The sequence below is a fragment of the Sinomonas cyclohexanicum genome (genome assembly GCF_020886775.1).
Classification (GTDB): Bacteria; Actinomycetota; Actinomycetes; order Actinomycetales; family Micrococcaceae; genus Sinomonas; species Sinomonas cyclohexanicum.
This window is the reverse complement of the sequence record NZ_AP024525.1, coordinates 3,314,958-3,330,152: the sequence shown is the minus strand read 5'-3', so window position 1 is coordinate 3,330,152 and position 15,195 is coordinate 3,314,958. Positions and strand designations below refer to the sequence as shown.

At 70.8% G+C, this 15,195-nt stretch carries 14 protein-coding genes; 9 read left to right on the top strand and 5 right to left on the bottom strand.

Features of this window, described 5'->3' with window-relative positions; translation table 11 throughout:
- Positions 1 to 49: 49 nt before the first annotated feature.
- Positions 50 to 2,293 (bottom strand): S9 family peptidase, encoded by a 2,244-nt coding sequence (locus SCMU_RS15785; protein WP_229230055.1) that lies wholly within the window; start codon positions 2,291 to 2,293, stop codon positions 50 to 52.
- 32 nt (positions 2,294 to 2,325) lie between these two features.
- A complete protein-coding gene (locus SCMU_RS15780) occupies positions 2,326 to 3,411 on the bottom strand; it encodes an LCP family protein (RefSeq protein WP_229230054.1) in 1,086 nt (361 codons plus the stop codon).
- A gap of 156 nt (positions 3,412 to 3,567) precedes the next feature.
- Between SCMU_RS15780 and SCMU_RS15775 the strand changes: the two genes are divergently transcribed.
- The 3 genes from SCMU_RS15775 (at position 3,568) to SCMU_RS15765 (ending at position 7,454) form a co-directional block, all read left to right on the top strand.
- Positions 3,568 to 3,891, top strand: a complete 324-nt coding sequence (locus tag SCMU_RS15775) for a PqqD family protein (RefSeq protein WP_229230053.1) — start codon at positions 3,568 to 3,570, stop codon at positions 3,889 to 3,891.
- Complete coding sequence (locus SCMU_RS15770) at positions 3,888 to 5,087, top strand: hypothetical protein (protein ID WP_229230052.1); 1,200 nt, start codon at positions 3,888 to 3,890, stop codon at positions 5,085 to 5,087. Before SCMU_RS15775 ends, SCMU_RS15770 begins: the two co-directional genes overlap by 4 nt.
- Positions 5,088 to 5,207: 120 nt before the next feature.
- Positions 5,208 to 7,454 (top strand): tyrosine-protein kinase domain-containing protein, encoded by a 2,247-nt coding sequence (locus tag SCMU_RS15765; protein WP_229230051.1) that lies wholly within the window; start codon positions 5,208 to 5,210, stop codon positions 7,452 to 7,454.
- A gap of 27 nt (positions 7,455 to 7,481) precedes the next feature.
- On the opposite strand, the gene SCMU_RS15760 is transcribed toward SCMU_RS15765, so the two are convergent.
- The 3 genes from SCMU_RS15760 to SCMU_RS15750 form a co-directional block, all read right to left on the bottom strand.
- The gene (locus tag SCMU_RS15760; RefSeq protein WP_229230050.1) at positions 7,482 to 8,084 is read right to left on the bottom strand and encodes an arsenate reductase/protein-tyrosine-phosphatase family protein; all 603 of its coding nucleotides are present in this window, start codon (positions 8,082 to 8,084) and stop codon (positions 7,482 to 7,484) included.
- 67 nt (positions 8,085 to 8,151) lie between these two features.
- Complete coding sequence (gene lepB, locus SCMU_RS15755) at positions 8,152 to 8,862, bottom strand: signal peptidase I (RefSeq protein WP_229230049.1); 711 nt, start codon at positions 8,860 to 8,862, stop codon at positions 8,152 to 8,154.
- Positions 8,863 to 8,962: 100 nt separating this feature from the next.
- Entirely contained in the window at positions 8,963 to 10,183 is a 1,221-nt protein-coding gene (locus SCMU_RS15750) for a S8 family peptidase (protein ID WP_229230048.1), read from the bottom strand.
- Between the two features lie 226 nt (positions 10,184 to 10,409).
- Here SCMU_RS15750 and paaA point away from each other — a divergent pair, with 226 nt between their 5' ends.
- The 6 genes from paaA to SCMU_RS15720 are packed head-to-tail and all read left to right on the top strand — an operon-like array spanning position 10,410 to position 15,115.
- Positions 10,410 to 11,432 (top strand): 1,2-phenylacetyl-CoA epoxidase subunit PaaA, encoded by a 1,023-nt coding sequence (paaA, locus tag SCMU_RS15745; protein WP_229230047.1) that lies wholly within the window; start codon positions 10,410 to 10,412, stop codon positions 11,430 to 11,432.
- Positions 11,433 to 11,726, top strand: coding sequence for a 1,2-phenylacetyl-CoA epoxidase subunit PaaB (paaB, locus tag SCMU_RS15740; protein WP_229230046.1), 294 nt, complete (start codon positions 11,433 to 11,435; stop codon positions 11,724 to 11,726). It abuts the gene before it with no gap.
- Positions 11,723 to 12,583 carry a 1,2-phenylacetyl-CoA epoxidase subunit PaaC gene (gene paaC, locus SCMU_RS15735; RefSeq protein WP_229230045.1) on the top strand — a complete coding sequence of 287 codons (861 nt, stop codon included), beginning with the start codon at positions 11,723 to 11,725 and terminating at the stop codon, positions 12,581 to 12,583. Before paaB ends, paaC begins: the two co-directional genes overlap by 4 nt.
- Positions 12,584 to 12,593: 10 nt before the next feature.
- Positions 12,594 to 13,079, top strand: a complete 486-nt coding sequence (gene paaD, locus SCMU_RS15730) for a 1,2-phenylacetyl-CoA epoxidase subunit PaaD (protein WP_229230044.1) — start codon at positions 12,594 to 12,596, stop codon at positions 13,077 to 13,079.
- Positions 13,080 to 14,315, top strand: a complete 1,236-nt coding sequence (gene paaE, locus SCMU_RS15725) for a 1,2-phenylacetyl-CoA epoxidase subunit PaaE (protein ID WP_229230043.1) — start codon at positions 13,080 to 13,082, stop codon at positions 14,313 to 14,315. It begins immediately after the preceding gene.
- A 17-nt stretch (positions 14,316 to 14,332) separates the two neighbouring features.
- Complete coding sequence (locus tag SCMU_RS15720; protein ID WP_229230042.1) at positions 14,333 to 15,115, top strand: enoyl-CoA hydratase/isomerase family protein; 783 nt, start codon at positions 14,333 to 14,335, stop codon at positions 15,113 to 15,115.
- Positions 15,116 to 15,195 lie beyond the last annotated feature (80 nt).

Here is a 15,195-nt window from a genome sequence, read left to right as displayed (position 1 = left end):
GCCTAGCCACCTTGCGCCGAGGTCTGGTCCCCGGACGCCGATCTCGGCGCTAGGGGATGAGGTCCGTCGCGCCGAGGGCGTCCGCAATGAACGCGTAGTCCCAGGCACGGTCCTTCCACGCCTCGTACCGGCCCGACGCCCCGCCGTGCCCTGCATCCATCTCCGTCTTGAGCACGATCGGCTCCCCGGACGTCGTGGACTGGCGCAGCGCCTGCACCCACTTCGCGGGCTCCACATAGAGGACGCGGGTGTCATTGAAGCTCGTCACCGCCGCGACCTTCGGGTATGGGGCGGCGTGGACGTTCTCGTACGGCGAGTACGACTTCATGTACGAGTACACCTCCGCGTCCTCGATCGGGTTTCCCCACTCCTCCCACTCCAGCGCTGAGAGCGGCAGCTCGGGGTCGAGGATCGTGGTGAGAGCGTCGACGAAAGGCACCTGCGCCACCGCGGCGGCGTACTTCTCCGGCGCGAGATTGAGCACCGCCCCGATGAGCAGCCCCCCGGCGGACCCGCCCATGCACGCGATCCGCTTCGGGTCCGCCCACCCCGACGAGGTGACCCAGTCGGTGGCCGCGACGAAGTCAGTGAACGTGTTCTTCTTCGCGAGCTTCTTGCCGTCCTCATACCAGTGCCGCCCGAGCTCGCCGCCTCCCCGGACGTGCGCGATCACGAACACGAACCCCCGGTCCAGCAGGCTCAGCCGCGGGATCGCGAAGCCCGGGTCCATGCTCACCTCGTAGGACCCGTACCCGTACACGAGCGCCGGGTTGGTCCCGTCCGGCTGCACCGAAGCCCGCCGCAGCACCGAGAGCGGGACGCGAGTGCCGTCGTCGGCCGTCGCCCAGGCACGCTCCGCCACGTAGTCCGCCGGGCTGTACCCGCCGAGCACCGGCGTCTCCTTGCGCAGCAGCAGCTCTCCCGTGGCGAGCACGTAGTCGTAGACCCGCGGCGGGGTGAAGTAGGAGGTGAAGGACAGCCGCGCCACGGGCGCCGCGTACTCCGTGGTGCCGCCGCCGGCCGTGTAGAGCTCCTCCCCGAAGGAAGGCTCCACGAACGACGGCACCCTTCCGGCCTCCGCCGCATCGACGGCGTCCGCGAGGGGCGCGAACCGGACGGTGGAGATGGTGTCCCGGCGCAGCGAGACGATGAGGTGTGTCGCGCTGACGTCGGCACCCTCGACCTTGACCGCGTCGCTGTGGGCCACGAGCGTGGTCCACTCCTGCTCGTCGAGCGGCTTGGCGAACTCGCCCAGATCCACGAGGGAGAGCATGTTGTTGGGTGCCGCACCCTCCGGCCCGCGCGGCCGGCCGTTGTGCGTCAGCAGCACGCGCGTGCGGCCGGCCTGCTCGAACGGCTCGGCCGTGTGGAGGATCCGCTCGTCGCGGCCCAGCACCAGCTCGAGCTCCGAGCCGGGCGCCACGAGGTCGAGCATGCGCGTCTCGGAATACTCAGAGTTGCCCACCGAGACGAGCAGCCAGCGCCGGTCCGAGGAGAGGTCGATCCCGGTCCACTGCGCGACGTCGTCCTCCTGGTACAGGACCGAGTCCTGCTCCACGGGCGTGCCGAGGACGTGCACGCGCACCTGGTAGGGCCGCCACGAGTCGTCGGCGACCATGTAGAACAGCCGGGACCCGTCGGGCGCGAACTCGAGCCCGTAGAACACGTGCTCGATCGTCTCGGGCAGGTGCTCACCCGTGCGGAGGTCCCTGATGCGCAGCGTGAAGGTCTCGTCCCCGGCATTGTCCACCGAGTAGGCGTACAGGTTCCCGTCGCGCGTGACGGCCGCGCCGCCGAGCGCGAAGAACGGGTGCCCCTCCGCCTCGGCGTTGCCGTCGAGGAGCACCTCCTCGCCCGGGACCGGCGTGCCAGGCACGACGGCGGGCGGGGTCCACTCTGCGACACCGCCTCCAGCGGGGGCGCCGCTGTCGTGCGTGCCACTGGCAGGGTCGGCGGCCTTGACGCGGCAGTAGATGGGGTACTGCTGCCCCTCGACCATGCGGGAGTAGTACCACCAGCCGTCCTTGCGGGCCGGGACGGAGAGGTCAGTCTCCTGGGTACGGCGCTTGATCTCCTCGAAGATCGCCTCGCGAAGGGCCTGCTGGCTGGCGGTGACGGCGTCGGTGTACGCGTTCTCCGCCGTCAGATGGGCGACGACGTCCGGGCTCTCCTTGTCGCGCAGCCACTCGTACGGGTCCACGAACGTGTCGCCATGGCGGGTGCGCGGTGCGGGGACCTTCTTCGCGACGGGTGCGGCCGGCACACCAGGCCCAGCAAGGGGAGCTTGAGTCATGGCCCCACCCTAGCGGGCCGATCCGACAGTTCTCAGTTCCCGTTCTGCAGGTTCCGCTGGGCCACGTACTGCGGGACGGTCCCCTGGGCCATCGCCTCGGCGAGCGCGTCGGTGGCCCCCTGGTCGAGGTTCACGATCGACTGCCCGTCCGAGGACGTCCCGACCCCCGAGGTGGGCAGCGTGAAGCTCACCACGCCCGACGGCCGGACGTCCTTCATCTCGAGCGCCAGCCCGGCGACCGCCTTCGAGTCGAGGCCCGAGTCAACGGTGAGGAACGGCGAGAACTGGCTGACGATCTGGCTCACCGTGACGGGGTTGGCGAGCGTCTCCGGCTTGATGATCTGGGTCATGAGGGCCTTGAGGAATGCCTGCTGGTTGCGGACCCGCTGGTAGTCGCCGTCGGCGAAGGCGTAGCGCTCGTGGACGAACGCGAACGCGGTCTTCCCGTCCATGTGCATCGGCCCCGCTGTGAATGCCAGGCCAGGGTTCTCGGCCATCGTCGAGGCGAACGGGCGTGTGACATTCACCGTGACACCCCCCACAGCGTCTGTGAGGCCCTTGAAGCCGTCGAAGTCGATGAATGCGACGTGGTCGATCCGCTGGTGGAGGAGGGACTCGACGGTCTCGACCATGAGCGGCACCCCGCCGTAGGCGAGGGCAGCGTTGATCTTCGCCGAGCCGTGTCCCGGGATCGGCACCCAGAGGTCGCGCATGATCGAGACGACGTAGGCCTCCTTCCGGTCCGCCGGGATGTGGACGAGCATCATCGTGTCCGAGCGCTGGTCCGACGCCGCGCCGGACTCGGCCTGGCTGACGGTCGCCCCGCGGCTGTCGGACCCCACCAGGAGGATGTTGACAGGGGTCTTGCCGTTGGGTGCCGGGGTCGCCGAGGGACGGGCGGCCTCCTGGGGGAACGCGTTCGCGATCTTCTCGGTCTTCGAATCGAACGTCCCGGCAACGTTGGCCAAGTACACGATCGCGGCGACCGCTGCGAGGACCACGACGCCGATGGCCGAGAAGAGCACGATGAGCCCGGCCCGACGCTTGCGCTTCGGCGGCCGTGCGGGCCCGTCGAGAAGGTCATCGACAGTGTCCGGGCGCTGTCCGGGCTGGCTCACGGAAGGTCCTCACTCTGTGTCATTGCGTTTGTGGATAGTATCAACGTGACCCCCGTCTGCCCGATCCGAGCGCGGCGGGATGACGCCGGGACAACCCGCGCGCAATGAACCGCGCAAGGAACCGCGGACTGAATCGCCGAGTGAACGAGGGGACGCATGGCACGCATCTGGCGCCGGGGACGCCGCGTCGCGGAGGTCGTCTCCGAAGACGGCGCACGTGCAGCCGTCCTCCACCTCGACGCTGACCGCCCCCTCGTCCTGACGGATTCCGCCGCGCGGATCTGGTGCCTCGTGGACGGGATCCGCACCCAGGACGGGATCCGGGCCGACCTCGCGGCCGAGTACGGCGCCGGCCCCGGGACCCCGCTCAGCGACGAGATCGGCCGTGAGGTCGACCGCTTCCTCGCCGAACTCGCCGCACGCGGGCTCATCGAGGACGCCTCCGGCGAGGCCGGCAGCGCAGCGGGGTCCGACGCATGACGGCACCCCTGCACCTGATGCTCTTCGGCGTGCCTGCCGCCGTGCGTTGGGACCGGGGCATCGGCCCCGAGGACGCCGCGAAGCTCGCGGACGCGTGGTCCCGCTGCCGCGCCGAGGACCCGACCGGCGGGGCCGACCCGGCCTCCGGCCTCGGGAGTGACCCACTGGCCGGTGCCGAGCCCCACGATTCTGGAACGGCTCCCGTGAGGGCGGTGCTCGCCGTCGGCCGCGCCGCGCCGTTCGCCGCGGAGGGCGAGACGTTCGCGGAGTTCGCCTCCGAGCTGACTTCGCTCCTGACGGTCGCGGCCATCGAGCAGCGGGCCGGTGAGCTCATGATGCTGCACGCGTCCGGCCTCGCGGACCCCGTGACGGGGCGGACCTTGGCGCTCGTGGCCCGCTCGGGGATGGGCAAGACCACCGCGACCAGGGTCCTCGCCACGCACTTCGGGTACGTGAGCGACGAGACGGTCGCGATAGAGCGCTCGGGCCGCATCCTGCCGTACCCGAAGCCGCTGTCGGTCATCGACGCCCCGGCACCGGCGCCCAAGGTCCAGCGGGGACCCGACGAGCTCGGGCTCACCCTGGCATCCGCGGAGGCGAGGCTCGGCGCCGTCGTGCTCCTCGAGCGGCAGGCGGGCCTCGACGCGGCCGCTGTGGAACCGGTCGGGCACGCCGACGCCCTCGTGGACCTGGCCCCGCAGACGTCCGCGCTCGCCCGGATCGAGCGGCCGCTCGCATGGCTGTGCGGGATCCTCGACGAGTGCGGCGGCGCCGTCCGCGTGCGGTACACGGAGGCTCACCAGCTAGCCGACGTCCTCCCCGCGCTGCTCGCCCGCGAGCCGCTGCCACGGGCCTGGCGCAGCGCGCACGACGCCGGGCCGGTCACCCCGCCCGGTCACCTCGCCGCCGCGGCGGTGCGCCGACGCGAGGCCGTGGACGCGGTCGAGGTCCCGAGCGGTGACCCGGACTGCCCCGACGTCCTCGTGCTCAGCGGGTCGACCCTGGTCAGGCTCGGAGGGATCGCGCCCGCGGTGTGGGTGGCCCTCGCGGGAACCACGGGCGCTGGCGGGATCAGCCGGGCGGAGCTCGCGGCCCGGCTCGAGGCGACCATCGGCCTCCCTGGGGGCTTCGCGCCGATCCTGGCGGCGGCGCTGTCTGAGCTCGAGCAGCGGGGCCTGGTTGAGCTCGGGGACTGACGGCGGCCGGCGGGCTCGGCGTCGCGGGAAGGGCCGTTTCGTCGCCGTTCCGCGCGCTCCGGTAGACTCACCCTGATCACCTGTGCCCCTCGCGGGCCACGACGATGGGGAGAGACGAGCGTGGAACACGAGCCCGAGGGCCAGCAGGCCGGCAATTCGCTGACTCTGGCGGACGGCCTCCGTCTTGCCCGCCGCTATTGGATCGGCATCATCGCGTTCGTCGCCGCGGCCACGGCACTCGCCTTCGGGTGGTACCTCATCCAGCCCAAAGTGTACGCGGCCGATTCGAGCGGCATCGTGGTGGCCGGCGGCGCGGACAACCTCGGCCTCTCGCTCGCGGGGGACAACCTCGCGAAGGCGAAGGTGAAGTCGTACAAGTCCGTCGCCGAGTCGCTCCTGGTGGCCGACCGCGTGGTCAAGGACCTTGGCCTGCCGCTGTCCGGGGGAGCCATCGCCGGCGGCGTGACGGTCTCCGTCCCCGCGGACACCGCGGAGATCCACGTGACCGCCCACTCGACCGACCCGGTCCTCGCCCAGAAGGTTGCGGACGACTGGGTCGTGGCGCTTGCAGCCCAGGTCCGTGAGCTCGAGCTCGCGAGTTCGAGTTCCTCGACCGCCGAGCCGGCCGTGCGTGTCGTCCCGCTGGCCAAGGCCGCGCTTCCTGGCGCGCCCGTCTCTCCGAACCTCAAGCTCGCGCTTGGGATCGGCGGCGGCGCGGGCCTGCTGCTCGGACTCGGCTACGCCCTGCTTCGCGGCTACCTCGACCGCCGCATCCGCACGGCGACCGACGCGGAGCGGACGTCCGGCCACCCCGTGATCGGCACGCTCCCGACGGATGCGCGGCTCGCCGAGGGCAGCCGCATCCTCGAGGCCCCCAGCTCGGGCGCACGCGGGAGCCACGCCATGGGCGAGGCCCTGCGCGAGCTGCGGACCAACCTCCAGTTCATCGACGTGGACAACCCGCCGCGCATCATCCTCGTCACGAGCTCTGTGCCCTCCGAAGGCAAGTCGACGGTCATCGGCAACCTCGCCGCCGCGATGGCCTCGGCGGGCGAGGATGTCGTCGTGGTCGACGCCGACCTCCGCCGCCCGACCGTGCACGATGTCTTCGACGTGGTCCCCGGCGTGGGGCTCACTGACGTGCTGGCGGGGCGCGCGTCCGTGGAGGACGTGCTCCAGACCTACGCGGGCGTGCCGAACCTGAAGGTGCTCGGCGCTGGACGCATCCCGCCCAACCCGTCGGAGCTGCTCGGTTCGCGCATGATGAAGAACCTGCTCGCCCATCTCGCCGAGGACGCCGTGGTGCTCGTGGACGCGCCACCACTCCTGCCGGTGACCGACGCCGCCGTGCTCTCGCGGGCTGCCGACGGCACGATCATCGTCTCCCGAGCCGGTAAGACCACCACGGACGGCCTCGAGCGCGCGGTGCGCAACCTCGACCGCGTCCGCGGCAAGATCCTGGGTGTCATCCTCAACGGCGTCTCGACCAAGGGTCCCGAGTCGTACACGTACGGCTATTACGGAACCTACTCGGAGCACCAGCGCGGCCGCGAGAAAGTCCCGGGGGGACGCAACTCTTCCAAGGGCAAGGGCCCCAAGGGCAAGGCCGCGAAGGTGCGCACGGCGGCTGTCCCGGCCGAGGCGGTCGAGGTGCCCGTCGCCCTTGAGCCCGCGTACGCGTCGGAACCGGTCCATACCTCGGAGCCGGCGTACACCCCGGAGCCGGCGTACGTGGCCGAGCCGGTCCACGTGTCGGAGCCGGCGTACACCCCGGAGCCGTATGTGTCCGAGCCGGTCCACGTGTCGGAGCCGGCGTACACCCCGGAGCCGGCGTACGTGGCCGAGCCGGTCCACGTGTCGGAGCCGGCGTACACCCCGGAGCCGTACGTGTCCGAGCCGGTCCTCGCCTCGGAGCCGGCATACGCGGAGCCGCGCTCGGCCAGCGCGTTCCCCGCTCCGCAGCTCGTGACGTCGGTGCACGGGAGCCATACGGCCCTGGACGACTCTTCTGACCGGGACGCCGCTGAACCGGCCGTGGATGAGGCCCCCTCTGGGATGCGCGTCGCCGAGGCAGAGCAAAGCCGCGCACACCTCGACGAAGTGCGTCTCGCAGCGGCTCCAGCCCCACTCGAGGCACAGCACGAGACGCTCCGCGAGGGCCCGCATCCGCGCCACGACCGCTCGCACGACGGCCTGCGCTTCACGAGCACGCGGCCGCAGCCGATCATCTCCGCGATCCCGCTCCATGCACCGGTCCAGGAGGAGCCGCAGGACGCGCCATCCGCGGAGCCCGTTGCGCCGCTCGCCGAGGACGGGACCGAGATGTGGCTGCCCGCGCAGCTGCGCGGCCGCCGCTCCGCCGGGTGATGTCAGCGGAGGGGTGAGGCCCGGGGGTCAGCCGCGGATGAGGATGTCGGCGCGCCCGAAGATGACCTCGAGCGCGGGCACCAGCTCGTCGGTCATCTTCGACCACACCTCGGGTCCGAGACGATAGGGATCCACGACCTCGTCGGCGGGGTCGCCGTGCGACGCTCCCGCGGTGGCCTTGGCATCCCACGCGCGCGAGACGAGACGCCGCCACGCCTCGGGGGACTCGCCGCGGTGCGCGAGCGCCCGCTCGTCGGCGTCGACGGGGAGCGCTGCCAGGATCCTGGCGAACTCGCGCAGAGTGAACGTGCGCTTCAGCGCGGGCTGCAGGCGAAGGACAGCGTCACGGTGCCGGTGCGCGAGGACAAGGACCAGATCAGCCCTCTCGATCATGGGCTCGGTGAGCTGGCGCGCCGTGAATCCCTCGAGGGTCGAGCCGAGACTCGACGCGATCGCGGCTGACTCAGGCTGGGCCGGTTCGCCGACCAGGGCGCGTGTGCCCGCGCTCTCGACCTCGAAGGCGCCGGGGGCGATCTCGGCGAGGGCATCACGGAGCACTGCCCCCGCGAGCGGCGAGCGGCAGACGTTCCCGGTGCACACCACCAGGATGCGGAACGGTTCCTCGGCCATTCCAGCCAACCTAGCACCGTCTGCCCTGCAACGGGCCGCCGTGGGCTTGAGCGCCGCCCAGCCGGCTCTAGTGGGGTACGCCGATTCGGTCGAGCGGCCAGACGCGGAAGAACACCTGGCCCACGACCGCCGAGTCGGACACGGTGCGCACGCACGTCTGGGGCGCTCCGGGGTACCGGCAGTCCGCGACAGAGTCCTCGGAGTTGGACCGGTGGTCGCCGAGCAGCACGAGTTGTCCGTCGGGGACGAGGGTCTCGGGGAAGCAGCGGGGCGACCGGACCGCCGTCGTGCAGTCCAGCCCGCCCGGCTCGAAGGGCAGGTCCTCGTAGACGTACGGCTCGTCGACGGGCTTGCCGTCGAGCAGCAGGCGCCCCTGGGGGTCGCAGCAGCTGATCCGCTGGCCGCCAACGGCCGCGACCCTCTTGACGATGTAGTCCTCGTTGGACGGGCCGATCCCCGTCAGGTCGCCGAACCCGCGCACGAGCGCCGTGAGCGGGCTCCCCGCCGGGGGCAGCGCGCCCGGCCAGGTGGAGGGACGCACGACGGCGACGATGTCACCCGGGTGCGGAGGGGCACCGCCCGCGTACGCGAGCCGGTTGACCAGGATGCGGTCGCCGCCGCCCTCGGTGCTCTGGAGGGTCTGTTCCATCGAACCGGACGGGATCCGGCCGATCTTGACCACGAAGGTCTGCACGAGGCCTACCACGAGCAGGCCGATCGCGACGTTGAGCAGCACCGCAGCCCACAGGGGCAGAGGGCGGCGGCGGGGGAGCTTCACCGGAACACCCTAGCAAGGGTCCAGGGGCCTCCCCCGGCCTAGCAAGGGTCCAGGGGCCTCCCCCGGCGGCCTTCCGTCTGTTGGTCCTGTGCGTGCGGGGCTATGCCTGTGGAGCCCTCACGATCCCCGCCCCCACGTCCACCGGCGTGCTCCCGGCGGCCAGGCCGTCGGTGGTGGCGGAGGCGACAAGCTTGGACTGCAGCAGCACGGGACTGAGCGGCCCCTGGGCGAGGAGCTTCTCGGCCCACAGCGCTGTCACGCCGGCGACGTGCGGAGTGGCCATGCTCGTGCCGCTGATCGTCTTGGTGCCCCCGTTCAGCCACGCACTCTTGATCCCGACCCCCGGGCCGGCCACCGTGGCGAGCGTGTTGGAGAACGGGGCGACTGCGAGGCCGTCGGCCCCCTGGCCGAGGGCTGCGACCGAGAGCACGCCGTACGCGGCGGCCGGGGGAGAGACGTTGATCGTGTAGGCGGGGGAGCCCCCGCGCTCACTCTCGTTGCCTGCGGCAGCCACGACGAGGGTGGTCTGCGCGACGGCCGCGCGCGCATTGAGCAGGTTGGCCACCTGCTCGAAGAGCCGGATGTTCGCGCGGTAGTCCTCGAGGGCGATCGAGGTCGCCGCTGGGATGGGCAGGCCGTTCGTGGTGACGAGCTCCTGGACCCAGCCGGGGAAGTCGATCCCCAGGGACATGGAGATGACGTTGGCGCCGTTGTCCGCCGCCCACATCATCGCGGTGGCGAGCGTGTCGCTGCCGCCGCCACTGGGACCGCCCAAGACCTTGCCGATCAGTGCCCTCGTGACGCCGCGGGCCACGCCGATCCTCTCGCCGGCGAGGTCCCGCCCCAGGATGGTGCCGGCGCAGTGGGTACCGTGCCCGTGGTCGTCCTCGGCGCTGCCGGCCCCGGTAAAGTCCTGGGTGACGAGCTGGACGCCCGTGAAGGCGGGATGGTCTGCGTCGATGCCCGTGTCGAGGACGGCGACGGTCACGCCCGCGCCCGTGAACGGGGAGGTGTCCGCGCCGACCGCGGCGACGCCCCAAGCGGTGGGCGCGGCCGCGGCGTCGGGCGCGTCGAACGGCTCGATGAGCTTGACCGGCATCACGGGTGCGTAGCCGAGCACTGTCGGGTCGCTGTGGAGGGCGCCGACGGTCTGCGGCGTGGCGCGATCCTCGATCTCGATGGTCGCCGAGGCGGCCGCCTCCGCTGCCTCGACGGCGGGGCCGAGCCCGCGGGCGCGCGGGCCGTCGAAGGGATCGCGGGTCGCATGGAGGGCGGGGGCGCGGAGCACCACGAGGCGCGGTGCTCTGATCTTCGTGTTCATGGCTGGTCCTCACGGGTGATGCGCAGGGTGATGGGTGCGGTCTGGTGGCGGCTCATGGGTGCAGGGGTGCCGTTTGTACATCGAATGTAATAAGAGGCTAGATTCCGGCCATTCGTCGGTCAACGAGGTGCGCGCTCCCAGTTACTCGCGGCCCCGCGCGCTTGACGCTCGGAAGGCGCTCCCATATTCTGAACGAACGGTCGGTAATTATTTATGAGGAGGAGACATGGCAGCTGCGAATCTGCAGTCCGTGCCCCAGCCCCAGCCGGGACAGGGCGATGAGGCCCCGTCGGCTGAGGACATTGCGGGACAGGCCTACTTTGATCGCGTCATCGCCGAGGACTCGCGCATCGAGCCCCGCGACTGGATGCCTGCGGCCTACCGCAAGACCCTGACACGCCAGGTCTCGCAGCACGCGCACTCCGAGATCATCGGGATGCAGCCCGAGGCGAACTGGATCACCCGCGCCCCGAGCCTCAAGCGCAAGGCGATCCTCATGGCCAAGGTCCAGGACGAGGCCGGCCACGGCCTGTACCTGTACTCGGCGGCCGAGACCCTCGGCACCCCGCGGGACGTGATGAACCAGCAGCTCCTCGACGGCAAGGCCAAGTACTCCTCGATCTTCAACTACCCTGCGCGCACGTGGGCGGACATGGGTGCGATCGGCTGGCTCGTGGACGGCGCCGCGATCGCCAACCAGGTGCCGCTCTGCCGCGCGAGCTACGGCCCCTACGGCCGCGCCATGGTGCGCATCTGCAAGGAAGAGTCCTTCCACCAGCGCCAGGGCTTCGAGATCCTCCTCGAGCTCTCCAACGGCACCCCCGCCCAGAAGCAGATGGCGCAGGACGCCGTCGACCGCTTCTACGCGCCGGCCCTCATGATGTTCGGCCCGCCGGACGACGACTCGCCCAACTCGAAGCAGTCCATGGCCTGGAACATCAAGCGCTTCTCCAACGACGAGCTGCGCCAGCGGTTCGTCGGCATGATCGCTGAGCAGGTCAAGGTCCTCGGCCTGACCCTGCCGGACCCCGAGCTCCACTACGACGAGGCCGCCGGCAAGTGGATCCACATGGAGCTCGACTGGCAGGAATTCAAGGACGTCATTTCGGGCAAGGGCCCGTGCAATGCCCAGCGCATGGCCCGCCGCCGCGAGGCACACGAGAACGGAACGTGGGTCCGCGAGGCCGCACGTGCGTACGCCAACAAGCAGGCCGCGAAGCGCGCCGCAGAAGAGATCGGAGCCGCCTAAATGAGCGAGCAGAGCAACATCTGGCCCCTCTGGGAGGTCTTTGTGCGGTCCAGCCGTGGCCTCTCCCACGTGCACGCCGGGTCCCTCCACGCACCCGACGCGGCGATGGCGCTGCGCAACGCGCGTGACCTCTACACCCGCCGCAACGAGGGCGTGTCCATCTGGGTCGTGCCCTCGGACGCCATCGCCTCCTCGGACCCCGACTCCAAGGGCGCCTACTTCGAGTCGCCGCAGGGCAAGGACTACCGCCACGCGACGTACTACACCAAGAGTGAGGGCGTGAAGCACCTGTGACGACTCACGCCCCGGACCATAGCCTGGACTCCTTTGGCGACGCCGCGGCGTCGGCCACGCGCGTCACCCCCGGCAACGCGCTGCGCCCCGAGGACATCGCGATCGCCCCGGAGAAGCCCAGCGAGGAGGTCGCCCAGTATGCCCTGCGCCTCGGCGATGACTCGCTCATCCTGGCCCAGCGCCTGAGCCACTGGATCTCCCGCGCCCCGGAGCTCGAGGAGGACATCGCCCTCGGCAACATCGCCCTCGACACCCTCGGCCACGCCCGCTCGTTCCTCTCCTACGCGGGCCACGCGTGGGACAAGACCGAGGACGACCTCGCCTACTGGCGCGAGGAAGAGGAGTTCCGCTGCGCCTGGATGGTCGAGCAGCCCAACGGTGACTTCGGCGTCACGATCGCCCGCCAGCTCGTCATGTCCATCTTCCAGTACCTGCTCTACACCGAGCTTCTGGACTCGAGCGACAAGACCCTCGCCGCGATCGCCGCCAAGGCGCTCAAGGAGGTCGACTACCACCGCGACCACGCCATCCAGTGGACCCTTCGCCTCGGCGACGGCACCGAGGAGTCGCACGCCCGCATGCAGGCGGCCCTCGAGCTCGTGTGGCCGTACGTGGACGAGCTGTTCGAGGACGATGAGCTCATCGACGCCGTCGGCAACGCCGGGGTGCGCCCCTCAAGCCTGCGCGAGACCTTCGACAAGCACATCGCCGAGGTCCTCGACGAGGCTACCCTCACCCTCCCCAACCTCCCCCGCGCTCGCGGCGGCGGCCGGCGCGGCGAGCACACCGAGCACCTCGGGTACATCCTCGCCGAGATGCAGGTCCTCGCCCGCAAGCACCCGGGCGCCACCTGGTAAGGCAGCACCCATGATCACCACCGATGACGAGGTCCGCGCGCTCGCGGCCACCGTGACCGACCCCGAGATCCCCGTGCTGTCCATCGCGGACCTCGGCATCCTGCGGGACGGGCACCTCGAGGCGGACGGCACCGTCCGCCTCACCATCACCCCGACCTACTCGGGATGCCCCGCAATGGACGCGATCCGCGCGGACCTCGCCACGGTGTTCGCCAAAGCCGGGCACGAGAAGGTCGAGGTCGACCTCGTGCTCTCCCCGGCCTGGACCACTGACTGGATGACCGAGGAGGGCAAGGCCAAGCTCGCCGAGTACGGCATCGCGCCTCCGACGGGCAAGGCGGCGGCCGGGCCCATCAAGCTCGGTCTGGCGGTCAAGTGCCCCCAGTGCCACTCGCTCAACACCCGGGAGATGTCCCGCTTCGGCTCCACGTCCTGCAAGGCGCTCTACGTGTGCCAGGACTGCCACGAACCCTTCGACTACTTCAAGGTGCTCTAGATGACTGATCAGCTCCATGAGACGCAGGCCCACCCCGACTCCAACGTCCCGGAGGAGGAGAGCGGAGAGGGGACCACGCGCCGTCGTGCGTCGTTCCACCCGCTCGAGGTGTCCGAGGTGCGCCGCCTCACCAACGACTCCATCGAGGTGACGTTCGCCGTCCCCGCCGCGCTCGCCGACGAGTACGACTACATCCCCGGCCAGTACGTGGCCCTCCGCAAGGACCTGGCCGACCCGAACCAGGGCGGCGAGGTCCGCGAGGTCCGCCGCTCCTACTCGATCTGCGCCGCGCCGCGCCGCTTCGAGGACGGCTCGAGCGAGATCCGCGTCGCGGTCAAGAAGGACCTCGGCGGCGTCTTCTCGACCTGGGCCAACGAGAGCCTGGCGCCGGGCGAGGTCCTGGACGTCATGAGCCCCGCCGGCGCGTTCATCTCCAAGCACAAGATGACCGGGCTCAACGACCCCTCGAGCATCAACACGGACATTGAGCACACGTTTGTGGCCGTCGCCGCCGGCTCGGGGATCACGCCGATCATGGCGATCGCCCGCACCGTCCTGGCCGCCGATGACAACGTCCGGTTCGACCTCATCTACGCCAACAAGGCCGCGATGGACGTCATGTTCGTCGAGGAGCTCGCCGACCTCAAGGACCGCTACCCGTCCCGCTTCGCGCTGCACCACGTGCTCTCGCGCGAGCAGCGGATCTCGCCCCTGCTCTCCGGCCGGGTCGACGCCGAGAAGCTCACCACCCTGCTCAACACTGTGATCCACGCCGACGACGTCGACGAGTGGTTCCTCTGCGGCCCGTTCGAGCTCGTCCAGCTGGTCCGCGACACCCTCTCCGGCCGCGGCGTGGAGCCGGAGAAGGTCCGCTACGAGCTGTTCACGACCGGCACGCCAGGCAATCTCGAGGGCAACATCGGCCGCCCGGTCATCGAGGACCCGAGCGGGAAGAACATCGAGATCGAGTTCAGGCTCGACGGCCTCCAGGGGGTCGTGAAGAGCCCGGTCTCCGCGAACGAGACGATCCTCAACGCAGCCCTCCGGGTGCGCCCCGACGTGCCGTTCGCGTGCGCAGGCGGTGTGTGCGGCACGTGCCGCGCGAAGCTCGTCTCCGGAACCGTCGAGATGACCGAGAACTACGCGCTCGAGCCCGACGAGATCGAGCGCGGGTACGTCCTCACGTGCCAGTCGCACCCGACCTCGGACGCCGTGTCCGTCGACTTCGACGCGTGACCGGGGAGAGAGCGCCCATGATCACCCTGACCATCGCCGGCGGCGTCGCCGAGGTCGTCCTCGACGCGCCCGAGAAGCTCAACGCCCTGGATGAGGCCGCGCTCGCGGAGCTCTCCTCCGCTTACGATGACGCCGCTGCCGCCGCCTCCCGCGGCGAGGTGCGGGCGCTGCTCCTGCGCGGCGAGGGCCGCGCGTTCTGCGCCGGGCGCGACATCTCGGGCGTGGTGCCCGCGGACGACGACGTGCTCGGCTACCTCGGCGGCCTCGTGACGCCGCTCATGCAGAAGATGGCCGCGTTCCCCGCGCCCACCTTCGCCGCGGCGCAGGGGGCCACGCTCGGCGTGGGCCTCGGCCTGCTGCTCGCCACCGACGTGGTGTACGTGGCGGAGAACGCGAAGATCGGCTCGCCGTTCGCGAACCTGGGCGCCACGCTCGACTCGGGCGGGCACTGGTACTTCACCGAGCGCCTCGGCATGCACCGCGCGCTGGACCTCGTGTACACGGCAGAGCTCATGAGCGGCGCCGACGCGGTCCGCTCCGGGATGTTCTCCCGCGCGTTCCCCGCGGAGGAGCTCCTGGAGCGGACCCGCGAGATCGTCGGCCGCGTCGCCGGCGGCGCTACCGGCGCGTTCGTCGCCTCCAAGGAGCTTGTGGCGCAGGTCCGTGACCGCCGGCTCGGGCTCTGGGAGTCCATGGAGGCCGAGAACAAGGCCCAGGCAGCCCTGTGCGAGTCCGAGGACTACGCCGAGGGCTTCAAGGCCTTCCAGGAGAAGCGCAAGCCGGTCTTCGCCGGCCGCTGACCCCGCAACTGCCAGCCAGAGACCCCGCAACTGCCAGCCAGAGACCCCGCAACATCGTGGGGTCTCTGGCTGCTTGTTGT